Annotated in this window: 17 protein-coding genes; 5 read left to right on the top strand and 12 right to left on the bottom strand. The window is 41.2% G+C overall.

Annotated features, from left to right (window positions below):
- Window positions 1–32: 32 nt before the first annotated feature.
- Window positions 33–251 (top strand): hypothetical protein, encoded by a 219-nt coding sequence (locus GSQ84_RS17675; RefSeq protein WP_158798593.1) that lies wholly within the window; start codon window positions 33–35, stop codon window positions 249–251.
- A 54-nt stretch (window positions 252–305) separates the two neighbouring features.
- Here the strand turns inward: GSQ84_RS17675 and GSQ84_RS17670 are convergent, their stop codons facing one another.
- The 7 genes from GSQ84_RS17670 to GSQ84_RS17640 form a co-directional block, all read right to left on the bottom strand.
- Complete coding sequence (locus GSQ84_RS17670) at window positions 306–1,184, bottom strand: pirin family protein (protein WP_158798592.1); 879 nt, start codon at window positions 1,182–1,184, stop codon at window positions 306–308.
- 21 nt (window positions 1,185–1,205) lie between these two features.
- Window positions 1,206–1,733: a YceI family protein gene (locus GSQ84_RS17665; protein WP_158798591.1), complete on the bottom strand. Its 528-nt coding sequence runs from the start codon at window positions 1,731–1,733 to the stop codon at window positions 1,206–1,208.
- A gap of 85 nt (window positions 1,734–1,818) precedes the next feature.
- The gene (locus GSQ84_RS17660) at window positions 1,819–2,406 is read right to left on the bottom strand and encodes a Crp/Fnr family transcriptional regulator (protein WP_158798590.1); all 588 of its coding nucleotides are present in this window, start codon (window positions 2,404–2,406) and stop codon (window positions 1,819–1,821) included.
- A 214-nt stretch (window positions 2,407–2,620) separates the two neighbouring features.
- Window positions 2,621–3,826 (bottom strand): hypothetical protein, encoded by a 1,206-nt coding sequence (locus GSQ84_RS17655; protein ID WP_158798589.1) that lies wholly within the window; start codon window positions 3,824–3,826, stop codon window positions 2,621–2,623.
- A 4-nt stretch (window positions 3,827–3,830) separates the two neighbouring features.
- Complete coding sequence (locus GSQ84_RS17650; protein ID WP_158798588.1) at window positions 3,831–4,727, bottom strand: type 1 glutamine amidotransferase; 897 nt, start codon at window positions 4,725–4,727, stop codon at window positions 3,831–3,833.
- 2 nt (window positions 4,728–4,729) lie between these two features.
- Window positions 4,730–5,833, bottom strand: a complete 1,104-nt coding sequence (locus GSQ84_RS17645; protein ID WP_158798587.1) for a carboxylate-amine ligase — start codon at window positions 5,831–5,833, stop codon at window positions 4,730–4,732.
- An 18-nt stretch (window positions 5,834–5,851) separates the two neighbouring features.
- On the bottom strand, window positions 5,852–6,514 hold the full coding sequence (locus tag GSQ84_RS17640; RefSeq protein ID WP_158798586.1) for an oxidoreductase: 663 nt from the start codon (window positions 6,512–6,514) through the stop codon (window positions 5,852–5,854).
- A 152-nt stretch (window positions 6,515–6,666) separates the two neighbouring features.
- Between GSQ84_RS17640 and typA the strand changes: the two genes are divergently transcribed.
- From typA to GSQ84_RS17625, 3 genes are all read left to right on the top strand, one after another.
- Window positions 6,667–8,469, top strand: coding sequence for a translational GTPase TypA (gene typA, locus GSQ84_RS17635; RefSeq protein ID WP_158798585.1), 1,803 nt, complete (start codon window positions 6,667–6,669; stop codon window positions 8,467–8,469).
- Between the two features lie 167 nt (window positions 8,470–8,636).
- Complete coding sequence (locus tag GSQ84_RS17630; protein ID WP_158798584.1) at window positions 8,637–9,398, top strand: class I SAM-dependent methyltransferase; 762 nt, start codon at window positions 8,637–8,639, stop codon at window positions 9,396–9,398.
- A gap of 165 nt (window positions 9,399–9,563) precedes the next feature.
- Entirely contained in the window at window positions 9,564–10,751 is a 1,188-nt protein-coding gene (locus GSQ84_RS17625) for a serine hydrolase (RefSeq protein WP_158798583.1), read from the top strand.
- Between the two features lie 71 nt (window positions 10,752–10,822).
- On the opposite strand, the gene GSQ84_RS17620 is transcribed toward GSQ84_RS17625, so the two are convergent.
- The 3 genes from GSQ84_RS17620 to GSQ84_RS17610 all read right to left on the bottom strand — a co-directional run bounded on the left by GSQ84_RS17620 (window position 10,823) and on the right by GSQ84_RS17610 (window position 13,516).
- Entirely contained in the window at window positions 10,823–11,386 is a 564-nt protein-coding gene (locus GSQ84_RS17620; protein ID WP_158798582.1) for a type 1 glutamine amidotransferase domain-containing protein, read from the bottom strand.
- 94 nt (window positions 11,387–11,480) lie between these two features.
- The gene (locus GSQ84_RS17615; protein ID WP_158798581.1) at window positions 11,481–12,230 is read right to left on the bottom strand and encodes a glycosyltransferase family 2 protein; all 750 of its coding nucleotides are present in this window, start codon (window positions 12,228–12,230) and stop codon (window positions 11,481–11,483) included.
- A 14-nt stretch (window positions 12,231–12,244) separates the two neighbouring features.
- Entirely contained in the window at window positions 12,245–13,516 is a 1,272-nt protein-coding gene (locus GSQ84_RS17610; protein ID WP_158798580.1) for a glycosyltransferase family 4 protein, read from the bottom strand.
- Between the two features lie 101 nt (window positions 13,517–13,617).
- On the opposite strand from GSQ84_RS17610, the gene GSQ84_RS17605 reads away from it, so the two are divergent.
- On the top strand, window positions 13,618–14,370 hold the full coding sequence (locus GSQ84_RS17605) for a bifunctional 2-polyprenyl-6-hydroxyphenol methylase/3-demethylubiquinol 3-O-methyltransferase UbiG (protein WP_158798579.1): 753 nt from the start codon (window positions 13,618–13,620) through the stop codon (window positions 14,368–14,370).
- Here the strand turns inward: GSQ84_RS17605 and GSQ84_RS17600 are convergent, their stop codons facing one another.
- Together GSQ84_RS17600 and GSQ84_RS17595 are read right to left on the bottom strand one after the other, a co-directional pair.
- Window positions 14,371–15,270: a glycosyltransferase gene (locus GSQ84_RS17600; RefSeq protein ID WP_158798578.1), complete on the bottom strand. Its 900-nt coding sequence runs from the start codon at window positions 15,268–15,270 to the stop codon at window positions 14,371–14,373. It lies immediately after the preceding gene.
- A gap of 3 nt (window positions 15,271–15,273) precedes the next feature.
- Window positions 15,274–16,047, bottom strand: coding sequence for a bifunctional 2-polyprenyl-6-hydroxyphenol methylase/3-demethylubiquinol 3-O-methyltransferase UbiG (locus tag GSQ84_RS17595; RefSeq protein WP_254070896.1), 774 nt, complete (start codon window positions 16,045–16,047; stop codon window positions 15,274–15,276).
- Window position 16,048 lies beyond the last annotated feature (1 nt).

The raw sequence follows: 16,048 nt of genomic DNA, 5'->3' as shown, positions 1-16,048 counted from the left end.
TATAAGCGGGTTTTAATTAAAAAATGCGTTTTATGAAACATATAGCCAGATATATACTAGTTGCCAGTCTTGGAATTGTTTCTTTATCGGCCTGTACCATGGGTGATAAAGGAAGCAGTAAAGTGCCTGACTCTGTAAAAATTGATACCACCAAAAAGGCTTCTACTTCTACTGTAGCACCTGCAAAACCTTCAGATACTACGCTGATTGATAGTTTGCAGACAGACACAGCTAAAAAAGCAAAGAAATAAAATAAAAAAACCGCTGAATGGTTCTTTTCAGCGGTTTTTCATAATGCCTTATTGTTACTCTTCATCCAGGTAACCAAAACGACCTTCGTTATAGTCGCTGATTGCCTGTTGCAATTCTTCCTGGTTATTCATTAAAAAAGGCCCGTATTGTGCAATGGGTTCATCAATAGGTTCACCGCTTAAAACGAGGACCACACTATTTTGTGAAGCTTTTACGCTAATCTGCTCTCCGTCGTTCTTAAAATAAACGAATTGATTTTCTATAGCCGCCTGGCTGCCATTGATAGTTACTTTGCCTTCTACAACTAAAAAACCGGTATTAAAATGTGCCGGAAAATTAAAAACAACTTCTCCTTCTTTCAATAAGCGCGCATTATAAACCTGTAGGGCTGTAAACGTAGAAACACTGCCACTTACACCTGCATAATCTCCGGCAATGATTTCTATCGTGCCCCCATTAGCCGGTAAATCATACTTTTTCAGATCAGCCTGTTTAACAGCCTGGTATTTAGGTGGGCTCATTTTGTCTTTTGCAGGCAGGTTAACCCACAATTGAACCATTTGAAAAACTCCACCTGTTTCATTGAATCGTTGCTCGAAGTACTCCTTATGCAGAATACCGCGCGCTGCTGTCATCCATTGTACATCTCCCGGATAAATTACACCGCTATTGCCTGCACTATCGTGATGGGCAATTACGCCATGATAGGCAATGGTTACAGTTTCGAAACCACGGTGCGGATGTACACCAACACCGCGGGGTTCGTTTGCACCTTTAATCTCTGTTCTGGCATTGAAGTCGAGCATGAAAAAAGGACTCATACAGATCTTATATCCTCTTGGAAAAAAATTGTTTACACGGAAACCGTTCCCCACCCTATTGGGTAGCGGGGCATCTAAAACAGCCGAAACGGATTTTACACAGGTTTCCATCAGGAGGATATCAGTCAATAATTATGCTTTTGCGAATTGTAATTCGCCTAATATCTTAACGTCTTCACCTAACATTACACCACCTGTTTCCAGCGCTGCATTGTAAGTTAAGCCGAAATCAGTTCTGTTGATTTTTCCGCTTAAAGTAAATCCTGCTTTGGTATTTCCCCATGGATCCTGAGCAGTACCACCAAATTCTACATCTAAAGTAACTGGTTTAGTTACACCTTTAAGGGTTAAGTCTCCAGTTAATTTGTAATCACTGCCATCTTTTTTGAAAGAAGTAGATTTAAAAGAAATAGAAGGAAACTCTTCGGCATTAAAGAAATCTCCGCTGATCAGGTGACCGTCTCTGTCTTTATTACCGGTATCTACTGAAGCTACTCCAGCCTGGAAAGATATTTCTGCATGTTCAAAATCGTCAGATTCAGTAGTTAGTTCTGCTGAAAACTCGTTGAAGCTACCTGTAACGGTGGTAATCATTAAGTGTTTTACTTTGAATTGAAGTTCGCTGTGTGCTGGATCTAGAACCCATTTAGTAGTTGCCATAATTTTTAATTTTAGATTGATTTATATGATAACGTAAAATTAAGAATAAAGTGCAGCGCGAACGTTGATTTATGATAAGAAATGGTTAAGCTTTGAAGTGTTTGTGTGCAAGGTCTTTACGCACACGGCTTAACGACTCTGGTGTGATGCCAAGGTAGGAGGCGATCATCCATTGTGGTACCCTCAGGGTGAGGTTTGGATAAAGTTTAATGAAGTCCAGATAACGCTCCTCTGCAGTAGCACTCAGCAACATATTGATCCTTTTCTGCATAAAACGGATAGAATTGTTTAACATGGTATTGTTAAGGTCATGTAAGCAGGGTACATGGACGGCAGCATCATTAAAGTAATTTCTCGGGAGAATGAGTGCTGTAGTTTTTTCTATGGCATCAATATAAAAATCTGATGGTTCATTAAAAAAGCTATTTCTTTCAGACAACCACCACAGTTCAGGAGCAAACTGAATGATGTTCACTTTTGCTTTGCTATCGATAGAATAACAGCGCATCAGGCCTTCGGTTACAAAATAAGTATGGGTACTGGTCTCGCCGGGAGAAAGAACAACCTGGTTTTTCTCGAGTGTTTTAACCTTGATATCTTTAGAGATCAGGTCAAACTGCTCGTCTGTCAGGGCTATTTTTTTTTGTAAATATTCTTTAAACTGATCAAACATGCAGCGTGCTTTAAAAACTATTTGTTTTTAATTTCGACGTTGGAGAAATCCACACCGCATTTACAATTAGAAGCGCATCCTCCACTTTTTGGGGATACAGCACGATAGATGATGCGGCCTATATAGAAGAGTGCCGCAATAAATAACAGTCCGACTAAAATAACTTGCACGTTCATAGAACAAAAATAGCTAATTTATCTGTCAGGGCAGTCTATTAATTGTAAATTTCCGCGTCCATTAAACCTACAGTACCGCCTACCCAATCTAAATCTGCATTATATTGCACGCCAATCATCTTTCCCTTACTTAACCTTACCAGGTTCATACATAGCTGAGGCTCTTCGCCATCAGGCCAGAGGTACAACAACCTGATTTCGGTTTTCACCAGGCCGTCGGGCGACCGGATTACAGGTTCATAAACTACTTTCTTCTGTAATATCCAATTGTGAGGATCTGTAATGTGATCGATGTCCGACTGTTCCACATCAATGATAACCCCATGTCCTGCAAAAGAGAAAAGGGGTTTAAGCACATAATTTTCCAGATCTTCCGGGATAGATTCCAGCGCATTTAAGAAATACGTATCCGGTACAAATTCATTTTTTAAAAAGGGAAGGATGAATTTGCTGATCCTGTAAAACCAGTTTGGATGAGTGATCCATTCTACATCCAGCGGTTCACGCGGATCAAAGCTGGATTGGAAAAGCTCCTGCCGGGTGTTTACTTCATCAAAGATGAGCCGGTTATAAATTCGTCTAATGCGTGTTTTCTTTCCCTCTTTTTGATAAAATAACTGGTCTTCTTCTTTAAAAATGTCGGTTAAACTTAAAACAGGAATGCCCAGTTGTTTTTCGGTCAGGAGAAAATCGATAGCTGTTTTTTGCTTCGGGGCATCTACATCCATTAAAACAACTTCTTCGGAAAGAAAATTTCCAACGATCACTCTTTTGAGCAAACTGAAATACTGCTGTTCAGTCATCCCCTGGAAATAGGGACTTAAAACTGCCAGCTGATCCAGTTCAAAAACTTTGTTGTAACAGTTGGACAGCTGCGCCTGGAAAGCAAACAAAGAAGGAAAGCCCTGCAGTTCTATTAATCTGGGTACTAAGCGCCCGGTTTCATCCTTGCAGATGCCAAAATCAAAAGCCAGGAAATGCGGATGTTCATTTTCATTGGGTACATACCACTCTGCTGGAATAGCTTTGGCCGTTAGTTCTTTGAAATCAGGACGACGGATGAGCTTGATGATTTCCTGACCAGCAGAGATGAGCTGTTCTTTTAAATCTTTGGGAATAAAAACAGGTGTTTCGGCTACGCGAAAAGGTAATGGTGTACCATCTCCCGTAATTTCTTTTAAAAATCTGACGTATTTAATTGTTGTAAAATTCCTGTTGAAATATTCCCTGTAAGGACCAATCATATGACTAACTGTTTAAAGATTGAATAGCCTCCCTCAAAAAATTAGGGAGGATGTGCTGTTGTGTGAGTATAACGCCATCCGGGTTATCCAGCTGCGAAAAAATCCCGGCATACTTTTCTTTTCCATGATCGGCAATGACAGCTTCTTTTTTATCTGCTTCCAGTAAATATATCCTGATGTCTGCGGGATTTGCCTCCGGGTGAAATTGTGTGCCTGTAAATTCTTTGGAAAAACGCACCGCCATCATACAGGGTTCAGGGCGGTCTTTTTCATGAGTATGTAGTTGATCTTTAGCGGTCATCAAGTTATCATCAGCAGATTTATTGGTTGCTAGTGGTATGCTGATGATAGTCTCTATGGCTAAAACCTGTACTTCCGGAATGGCGGATAGCTGTTGTTCCGGATCTGTTACCTGCCATTCCCTGCTGTCTACTGCATAAAAGGGGTTGGGTAATCCTTTAAAGATGATATCATTTTTTCCGTCCTCAGTCAGTGTAACGGGCAGTATCCCAAAAACACCTGATTTTCTCCTGCTGATCTTTCCTACGCCATATTTGCGGCAGGCCAGCTGAAAGGAGTAACAAATTAGAAAAACATGTTTTTTTTGATGGTGAGTAGAATTATAAGCTTCGATAGTATCCAGCAAAGCTGAAAAAGAACTTTCCCAGGATTGATGCGCTCCGTCAAGCGGGCTGCCGGGGCCACCGCTTGAAATGTAGATATCAAAGTTTATTCCCGGGATCTCATTCTTTGAGCGGAGATCAAATATTTCTGCAGACAGTTCGATGTTATGCGCAGCTTCGTAAGCTGATAAAATATCAATAATTCCCTTCATGCCCAGATTAGGAAATCCATCGTTCATGTCAATCACAGCTACTTTGAATTTCTTTTTATCCTTCATGATTACCTTTTTGCACCAATCAGCGTCTGACTGGTTATAAAATCTACTACGGCTTCAAAACTTCCGGTCTCGGCATATACAGCAAGCTGCTGGTCGGCACCTGTTCCTCTTTCCAATATCTGATGGATATAATTTAAATCTTCCCTGCAACCCAGTTCATCCACTACATCATCAACAAAATCAAGTAATTCCAGCACCAGGCTTCGGCAGCTTACTTCTATCTCCTTGCCAAAATCGATCAGGTTGCCATCAATTCCATAACGGGCAGCGCGCCATTTGTTTTCATTGATCAGTGCCCTGGAATAATTTATATAACTCATATTCTGTAACCTCAGTTTATACAATTTGGCACATAACGCCTGAAATAAGGCCACGAAAGCCATGGTTTCATCAATCAGGAGCGGGCAATCGCAGATCCTGAATTCTATCGTTTCAAAAAACGGATGTACGCGGATGTCCCACCAGATCTTCTTGGCGTTATCAATACTATTGGTTTTGATCAGTAGCTTGATGTAGTTATCATAATCTTCGATACTGTTAAAAACATCAGGAATACCGGTACGGGGAAATTTGTCGAATATTTTGGTGCGAAACGACTTGTAACCTGTATTCCTTCCTTCCCAGAAGGGTGAATTGGTAGATAAGGCAAATACATGGGGTAAGAAATAACGTACCTGGTTTGCAATGTGGATAGCCAGTTCCCGGGACTGAAAACCTACATGAACATGTAATCCAAAGATCAGGTTTGAACGGGCGGCCTCCTGGAACTCGTTGATGATTTCATTGTAGCGGGGGTGTTCGGTGATCAGCTGTTTTTCCCACCTGGAAAAAGGATGTGTTCCGGCGGCGCCGATCTGAAAGCCCAGGTCGCCCGCCAGCTGATGGACAGTGCTGCGAAGTTCGGAAATCTCCTTTCTTGCCTGTGTGGTGTTTTTACAGATACTGGTACCTACTTCTACCACTGCCTGGTGCATTTCTGCCTTAACCTGGTCTTTGTAGATCTTTTGGGCAGCTTCTACAATTTGCTGATCATGGGAGGTGAGTTCGCGGGTAACAGGGTCTATTACCATGTACTCTTCTTCTATGCCCAGTGTAAATCTATTCATAAAGGGTAAAACTATTGGTTAGTCAATGCTCAATTGCTGTATTTGGTCAGATTGATGGATAAATATACCCTTTTTATCTTCTAACGACTGTTTGAGCATTGCCCTGGCTACGTTCTCTACCTTAATACTTCTGTATTTTTTTAATCCCCCAGCCAGCAGGGGGTTGATCAGGTGCATCACTGCGTTTAACACACCTTCCAGAAAACGCTTGTTCTTTCTTTCTCCATCCAGTAACGAAGGCCTGTAGATATGGATATTTTGAAAAGGTATCAATTTAAGATCGCGTTCCACTTCTCCTTTAGTCTTGGTATAAAATATAGATGAATCTTTATCGGCACCCATAGCAGAAACCAGGTGGTAACTTGTTGCCCCATTGGCCAGTGCAATAGCAGCTACATCTAATGGATATTGATAATCAATTTTCCGGTACTGCTGCTGATCTGGGGTCTGACTTTTTGTGGTACCTAGGCAGCAGAAAACGGCGTCGCCTTTAATTTCAGCGGCATAATTGTTCAGCTGGTCAAAATTGATCACCAGTTGCTTGAGCTTGGGGTGCTGAAGGGGTAACGCTTTCCTTACCAGTACCAATACAGTTGAATAAGAACCGCTTTCTAACAGCTGGTTTAACAGGCTGCTTCCTATTGATCCGCTTGCGCCGACTAAAATTGCTTTTTTCTCCATTTGCTGTTAAAACAGTTAGTTGTAACTTAAAGTTTTTGGAAATCTTCGGGGCAGGCACAGGAAGAAAATATTAAATATGTGACATTGCCCTAGGTAATAGGCTGATATATCAATTATTTACGTTATCTTTGCGCCAAAATTAGGCGCATTTTATGCAAAAAATAAGAAATATAGCTATTATAGCACACGTTGACCACGGTAAAACTACATTGGTTGATAAGATTTTACACGCTTGTTCTATTTTTCGTGACAACGAACAAACAGGCGACTTGATACTTGATAATAACGATTTGGAAAGGGAACGTGGTATCACGATTGTTTCTAAAAACGTTTCGGTAATGTATAAAGATGTCAAAATCAATATTATTGATACTCCTGGTCACGCCGATTTCGGTGGTGAGGTAGAGCGTGTATTGAAAATGGCTGATGGTGTATTGTTGTTATGTGATGCTTTTGAAGGTGCAATGCCTCAAACTCGTTTCGTTACACAAAAAGCATTGGCTTTAGGTCTTAAACCTATCGTTGTTGTAAACAAAGTAGATAAAGAGAACTGTCGTCCGGAAGAAGTTTATGAGCAAATCTTTGAATTGTTCTTTAACCTTGAGGCTACAGAAGATCAATTAGACTTCCCTGTAATTTATGGTTCATCTAAACAAGGATGGATGAGTACAGACTGGAAAGTGCCTACTACTGATATCTTCCCTTTATTAGATGCAGTTGTAGCTAATATCCCTGCTCCACCGATGCTGGAAGGAACTTTACAAATGCAGATCACTTCATTAGATTATTCATCTTTTGTTGGCCGTATCGCAGTTGGACGTGTTCACCGTGGTGTGATTAAAGAAAATCAACCTGTTACGTTAATCAAACGTGATGGTAAAATGGTTAAATCAAGAGTAAAAGAATTATATACTTTTGAAGGCCTTGGAAAAATACGTACTACTGAAGTAAAATCAGGTGATATCTGCGCTGTTGTAGGTATTGAAGGATTTGATATCGGTGATACAATCTCTGATTTTGATGCTCCTGAGCAATTGCCTGTTATCAAAATTGATGAGCCTACAATGAACATGCTGTTCACCATCAATAACTCTCCATTTTTTGGTAAAGAAGGTAAATTTGTTACGTCTCAACGTATCAAAGAACGTTTGTACAAAGAAATGGAAAAAAATCTTGCCCTTAAAGTGGTTGAGACTCCATCTCCTGATGCATATTTAGTATACGGAAGGGGTATTCTCCATTTATCAGTATTGATCGAGACTATGCGTCGCGAAGGGTATGAAATCCAGGTTGGACAGCCACAGGTTATCATCAAAGAAATTGATGGTAAAAAATGTGAGCCGGTTGAAACTTTGATCGTTGACGTTCCGGGTGAAGTTGCTGGTAAAGTAATTGAACTGGTAACTCAGCGTAAAGGTGAATTACTGATCATGGAACCAAAAGGAGATCTTCAGCATTTAGAGTTTGAAATTCCTGCCCGTGGTATCATCGGATTAAGAAATAACGTATTAACAGCAACAGGTGGTGAAGCGATCATGGCTCACCGTTTCAAAGCTTACGAGCCTTGGAAAGGTACTATCCCTGGAAGGTTAAATGGTGTTCTTGTTTCAATGGAAAAAGGTAGTACAACTGCTTATTCAATTGATAAATTACAAGATCGCGGTCGTTTCTTCGTAGATCCGGGTGTTGAGGTTTATGAAGGTCAGATCATGGGTGAGCACATTCGTGATAATGATTTAGTAGTAAACATTGTAAAAGGAAAAGCTTTAACTAACATGCGTGCTTCTGGTACAGATGATAGTAATCGTATTGCTCCTGCAATTAAATTTTCATTAGAAGAAGCTATGGAATATATCCAGGCTGACGAGTATATTGAAATTACACCTTTAAGCATGCGTTTACGTAAAATCTTCTTAACAGAAAATGAACGTAAAATAAAAGGTAAAAACTTCTAATCCATTCGGATGAATCATATCAGAGCCTGTAAGCATTTGCTTACAGGCTTTTTTGCGTTTAAGGCTTTTTTATAACAGGGAAGCCTGCGCTGATAGCTGTTCCAAAATTAGAGTTGGATGACGCTTGCCAGAATGGCATAGCAGAACTTTTTACTTAATTTTGCGGCATGTTAGAAAACTCCACACAACGATTTACGGACAGGGTAACAAACTATATTAAATACAGGCCCGACTATCCAGCTCAGGTAATGGAATATCTCCGGAAAGAAGCTGAATTACCTGTAGGTGCTTCCATCGCAGACATCGGTTCTGGAACAGGTATCTTTACCAAACAGATACTCGATGCGGGGTATACGGTTTTTGCGGTAGAACCAAATGAACCAATGAGGGCAGCGGCAGATAACGCTTTAAGCCACTATTCAAACTACATTTCCGTTGATGGCAGTTCCAGTTTAACTACCTTAAAAGATCATGCTGTAGATCTCATCGTTTGTGCGCAGGCATTTCATTGGTTCAATCACGCTGAAACCAAAAAAGAGTTTCAAAGGATCTTAACTGCAAACGGAGAGGTAGCCTTGATATGGAATAAGCGGATTGTTGATGCAGACGATTTTTCAAAAGCCTACGATCAGCTGTTACAGCAAAACGGTACGGATTATAATGAGGTGAACCAACAGTACCTGAACCCTGAGGACTTTACTGCTTTTTTCCATGACGGAAAATATGAGCAGGCAAATTTTCCGAATTTACAGTTATTTGATGAAGAAGGACTCATCGGGCGCGCCGGGTCCTCATCTTATGTACCTGCGTTGGATACGCCTGAAGGAAAAGCTTTTTTGACTAAGCTGAAAGAAATATTTGCACATTATCAACAGAATGGGAAGGTAAGCTTCCAGTACCATACTGAAGTATACCTGGGTAAAGTTTAATAATTAAGCCGGTGCAAATCATAACTTATATGTTGATGAAATCTGCATGGGCTTATAGTTCACCTAACGAAATGAGTGCAGCCTCATGTAAATTTCATTACCTTCAAAACGCCGAAGACCATTAAAAAACTCTAAAATAATGCTTCTAAATCAATACGTATTCTAATGAAAAAAGCCCTTTATACCGTGGTGCTGCTTTGCTTACTTGTTGTATTGATCTTTGCAATGCTGTTTACCTGGCGCCCTGAGCTGATCAGGGTTGTCCGCTATCAGATTCCTGATGCAGCAACTTATAAAGCTTATCCTCAAACGGTAGTTCTTCCATCGGATACTGCTTTTCATTTTTCACAAGCCCCGCAAAACAGAAATGACCTGGATACCCTGCATGTTTTAGATGGGAAGAATCATCTGGTTCCATTTAAGGATTATTTGCTGGAAGGAAAGATCAATTTATTCATGGTCATCAGAAACGACAGTATTATCTATCAAAAATATGCACCCGGTTATAGCGATACTACGCTGACCACACTTTTCTCTGTGGCCAAAACAATGGTGTCAATTGTACTTGGACAGGCATTGGAAGAGGGTAAAATAAAAAGTCTCAATGATCATGTAACTCAATACGTGCCTGAATTAAAGGCTAATCCTGCATTTAAGGATATTACCCTGATGAACCTGTTGTCCATGAAATCCGGGCTTAAATTTGAAGACACTAACGGCAGTTACCTTCATGCTTTCTTATCTGATGAAGCCCGGTTTTATTATACCGATGATATCAAAAAACAATTGTTAAACGTAACCCTGGATAACAAACCGGGGACGGTCTATAAATATGAAAGTATAGATGCCTTTCTGCTCACCTGGGCGCTGGAAAATGCAACCGGGAAAAAGGTTTCCGCATATTTTCAGGACAAAGTATGGAAAAGAATAGGCACTGAGTATAAAGCGAGCTGGGGGCTGGACCATCAAAATGGGCTGGCGAATACAGCCAGCAGGTTTCAGTGTACGGCTATAGATTTGGCCAAGATCGGGCGTCTGTATTTGAACAATGGTAAATATAACGGGCAGCAGATCGTACCTCAGGAATGGGTTAACCGCTCCCTTCACCTGGATGGAGAAATTCCGGCTACTGCCAAAGGCTGGCAAAAAACTGCACATCATTATTTATGGTGGATACCTCAGCAGGGGGTGAACGGCGATTTTGCTGCGGAGGGCATGCTTGGTCAGCGTTTGTATATGGACCCACTAACCCACACCATCATTGTACAATTTGCGGATAAAGGAGCGGGTGATTATCCTTACCGGAAGATCAGCCGTTATCTATCGGGATTGCCTTTTGCCTATCCCAGATAAAAACAAAACAGGCTATATCGATTAATTATAGCCTGTTTTATTGATCACCTTAAGGTGAAACTTATCCTCAATTATACGTGCTGTCCGGCATGAACACCTTCGGCAAATTCTTCTACCATCTTATCGTTAAACGCTGGCAGATCTGCAGGACTACGGCTGGTAACCAGCCCCTGGTCTACTACAACTTCCGAATCTTCCCAGTTTGCACCGGCATTCACCAGATCAATTTTTATAGTTTTGGTGGATGTTAAGTTCCGCCCTTCCACTACCTCTGCTGAAATCAGCACCTGAGGGCCATGGCATATTGCGGCTACCGGTTTTCCTGCTTCAAAAAATGCTTTCACAAAATCTAATGCATCCTGGTTCTTCCTTAAAGCATCAGGGTTCAGCACACCACCCGGAATAACCAGACCCTGATAATCATCGGCATTGGCATCCGTTACCACTTTATCCACGTTTACTTCTACAGTCCATTCGCGGTCATGTTTCATACCTTTGATTTTACCTGCGTCTAAAGAAATGATATGTACTGTAGCACCTTCCTGTTTCAATCTTTCAACAGGGCTGGTTAATTCTGATTCTTCAAATCCATTTGCTGATAATACAGCTATGTTACGATTACTTAATTTTCCCATGATAGTAATGATTAAATGTAATATTACTACAAGCCGGGAAAAAGATTGTTTGTCAAAAAATGAATTGTTACGCTTTGAGTAGACTACAATGACATTAGTCGTTCGTTCTTCTGTGACGCAGATAATATTGGCCCAGGTTCATTGCAATCCAGAAATGATTGATCACATTGGGAATAAAACCATAATACTTGGTGAAAATGCGGAACCGTTCTTTTAAGCTTTCCAGGTTTTTTTGTTTGGATATACCGCCTACCAGATACTTGGCTACATAACTGTGCGTGTTCACAATGCTGGAAGCGTTTTTTGCCGCCCTGATGATCCAGTCGATATCAGAACTGTACTTATATTGCAGGTCGTAAGGTTTCGCCAGGCTTCTTTTTACGTAGATTGCCTGATGGCTAATGCTCATCCCATGTTTAAAGCTATGCCAGTCGAACGTTTCCGGTGCCTGATGCCTTCTTTGCCCAAGGCTCTCCCATTTGTCATTGTACATCTCGGTTTCACCATAATAAATATCAGCTCCGGGAGCGCTTCCAAACACTTCAGCAACAGTTTCAGGAGCATAGATCTCATCCCCGGAATTCATAAATAAGACATAATCCCCGGTAGCCAGGGCTAAGCCCTTATTCATGGCATCATAAATACCCTTGTCATTTTCAGATATGAACTGGCTGAGCCGCGATTTATATTTATAAATGATATCCCTGGTGCCATCTGTTGATGCGCCATCAATAATGATATATTCAATAGGGGAATAGGTTTGGTTCAATACAGAAAGCATAGTCCGCTCGATATCCTTTACATTATTATAAACGATGGTGATCACACTAAGCTTTGGCTGCATGGTTTAATATCTGGTTAACGGGGATGTAAATTGATCAGTGATTGATAGAGCAAGATATGCTTTTCGGCGATAACTTCCTCAGAAAAGTAAGTCAGTATGGTTAATCTTGCCTGTTTTTGAATCTCTGCTGCATTCTCTTCATGGTATAACCATTCTATTCCGGTGGCCAGATCTTCTGAAGATTCGTAATCTGCCAGGTAACCGTTCACGAGGTGATCTACCATATCCGGAATGCCACCCGTTTTAAAGGCCACTACAGGAGTTGCACAGGCCAGGCTTTCCATTACCGTATTCGGAAGATTATCTTCCAGGGAAGCAGTAATAAAGGCATCCGCGGCAGAATAACATTTCGCCAGGTGTGCATCATTGTTTATCGTACCCAAAAAGATGGTTTTAAAAGGGAAGTCAGGCATCTCGGCCGCTTCCTTATTACCAAAAATAAGCAGTTCTATATTTTCTTTGATCACCCCGGGGCGTCCTGCCAGGTCGTTCAGGGCATCGATCAGATAAGAAGTTCCTTTGTGTTTGTCGTTTTTTGAAGGCATAAAACCACTCATCAGCACAAACTTTTCGGGGGAAATCTTTAATAACTTTTTAGCTTCGGCTTTCACATAGGGTTTAAAGACTGCCGTCTCTATGGTGTTGGGGATCACGGCTGTTTCCCTGGCACCCATTAAACTGCTGAATTTAACAGACCTGGCCATCCATTGGCTAGGGGCTACAATATGAAAACCCAGGTTGGCATAACCTTTCTTTTTGCTTTGCCAGTTTTTATGGGAAATATCATTTTTGCCGCTGATCTTTAACAAGGGGCAATTGCCGCACTGCTGATGATAGTTTTCGCAGGAATAACGTACATGGCAGCCACCGGTAAAGGCATTACTATCGTGAAAGGTCCATACAATAGGTTTATCCAGCAGTTCCAGTTCGGCGAGGTCTTTAGGCCGTAAAAAACCATGGTTAATCCAGTGGATATGGATCAGGTCGGCCTCTTTTAGCGCTGGATGTTTAGCTATTGACCTGCCAAACCATTGCAGTGAAAAGGGTGTTTTAAGGGCTTTTACCAATCCTTTGGCCAGGTACCTTTCAGAAAGGATATTAAAAATAGCACCAGCTTTTTGCAAAGCGGTTTTACTGAAAGCTTCGGCCTTGTCGCTTTCCTTAAACTGGTAATATACCATTACGCGGGATTCAACACCGCTTGCCTGAAGCGCGTTACTTAAACGGAGACATGCTCTTCCGGCACCTCCGTTCCCTTCATATGTATTTAAGTGGACTATTTTCAATGTATCAAAATTACATATTATTGTTATCGTTTAGGTGTTTTCATAACTTAAATATTAACTTTATCGGCCGTGAAGCTGATTAAAGCGCTGGAAAAACAATTATGGACAACCTTTTAACCGACAGACAATTTTGGGTAAATTATTGGGAGAGTAAAACAGGCCTGTCGGTCAATATTCCTGCAAATTACCTGTTTCATAAAGAGTTGGGTTCCATTATTCAAACCCGGCAGGTAAAAACGGCGATAGAACTCGGAGGATTTCCCGGTTATTACGCGGTGTTCCTGAAGAAATATTTTAAGCTCGATGTTACGCTGCTTGACTATTTTGTCCATCAGCCGGTTACCAATGCTTTGCTCGAAGCCAATGAGCTGAAAGAAAGCGATATCCACATTATTGAAACGGACCTGTTTAACCATAAAGAAGTTCAGCGATATGATCTGGTCTTGTCCTGCGGATTGATTGAACATTTCAATGATACGGATGATATCATTCAGCGGCATATCCATTTCTTAAAACCAGGAGGAACCCTGCTGATCACGCTGCCCAACTTTAAAGCGCTGAATGGATGGTTCCAGAAGGTATTTGATAAAGCCAATTACGATAAACACAATATCCATTGTATGGACCCTGAATTGCTGGCTTCCATCAGTCGTAAAGCGGGGCTGGAAGTAGTGCAGTCAAAATATTTCGGTCATTTCAGCCTTTGGCTGGAAGATGAAAAAAATAAACCTGCAGGGGTGAGGTTATTCAAAAAATCAGTATGGCTGTTGGGCAAAGTATTTACGAAAGTCTTCCCTTTTAACTCCAGACAGCTGTCGCCTTATATCATCTTAGAAGCAAGAAAAGCGCAGTAATTAACTCAGGCGCTCGGTCAGATATCTTTTCAGGCGCTGCCATAAACTGCCTTTTCTGGTGCTCAGGAACTGTTTAATGGCCTGATAAGCCTGTGGATGCTCTTTGATCTCATCAGGGAACCTGGTGATCTGTTTAGGATTAATGATCACATTGTAGATATCATTGATCCCGGAATGTACACCGCTGCCATCGTGGCCAATATTATTCACCAAAGATTGAGCAGGGTTGAGGGTAAGCCCATTTTTAAGAAAGATGGAAGCATACCAGCGGATTGCCCATGAATTATTTTTGCCACGCTTAAAATCCTGCATTTGTTTCCAGAAGTTCATGTTGTGGTCAATGGAAAACGCAGCTCTTTTTTTTGCATCGAACTGAGCCATTAAGGTGTCAATATTAGGCTCAAAATGCTGCCAGGCCCTTTCCCAGGTGGCCCATCCCCAGCTGGTTGCGGCACGGTAAAAAAAAGATTCGGGTAATTCCGTATCCTGAAGATGGTACATATAAGCACCGATATGCATCACACGGTCTTCCTGCCGGTAACGGTTTAAAGCATCATTGAAATAATTAAGCGTATAAGGGGAAGTGATCAGGTCATCTTCAAAAACAATTACCTGTCCATAAGCAGCGGATAATCTGCTTACCCCGGCAATAACCGAATTGGCCAGGCCCATGTTCTCTTTCCTTTCAATGATCTCTACCGATTTAAACCCATCGATATTTTTTAACAGTTCACGCACTTCATTCACCAGATCCTCATCCGCTGCGGTTTTTGGCCCGTCAGAAAACACAAATAAACGGCTGTCTTCGGCCAATTCATTCTGTTTTAAAAACTTAAGCGTACGTTCTGTATGCTTAGGCCTGTTATATACAAATAAGGCAATAGGAGCAAAGTTTTGCATGAACTAGAATATTTGCAGTGTCTGATTAGATTTTTTTGTTAAAACGGTATATGCATTAGCAAATTGTTCCTGTTTTTTTAAACCCAATAACTGACCAATTGTTTTTTTAATCCGGTATTCCAGTTCAATCCGTAGTGTTTTGGACAAGCTTTTAGGTGCTTTCCTGTTCACAAACTCATTAAATTTAGTTGTGGCCGGAGGGGTCATTGAAACCTGTCCGGAAATAATTTCCAGTCCTTCGCTCTGTAAAAGAAAACGCAGGGAGGTTGGGGTATACATATTAATATGTCCGTAATCCAGGAAGTGTTTCATCCGCTGGTCTACTCCAAAACGATAATCAAGAGGTACCTCAATAACGATATGTTTAGCAATACGTTTCAGCTCACGGATTAAGATGCGTTCATGTTCTACATGTTCCAGTACGTGCGCCAGGATCACCAGGTCAAAGCTGTCATCAGCATAGGGGATTTCATAACCGTCAAAGCTTTTCACCTCTTTTAGCCGGCTTAAACCACGTTCCTGTATTAAAGAAACGCCGGTTTCTGCAATTTCCAGTGCATAGAGTTCTTCACCAAAATTCCATTCATTTAAAAAATGAAGGATACTGCCGTCGCCAGCGCCAACTTCCAGTACCTTTACGGGATGGAGGTCTTTGCAGACAGCAACTATATTTGCAGCTTTTGCCGATGCCCCCAGCATACGCCATGCGGTATCTTTCTGGGTATAAAAGTTATTGTAGGCTGATTTTACTTCATCACTTAACATTTCTGAACTCATT

This window comes from Pedobacter sp. L105 (genome assembly GCF_009765875.1).
In the GTDB taxonomy this organism is placed as follows: domain Bacteria; phylum Bacteroidota; class Bacteroidia; order Sphingobacteriales; family Sphingobacteriaceae; genus Pedobacter.
The sequence above is the reverse complement of the archived record's forward strand: the minus strand, read 5'-3'. Positions and strand labels throughout refer to the sequence as shown.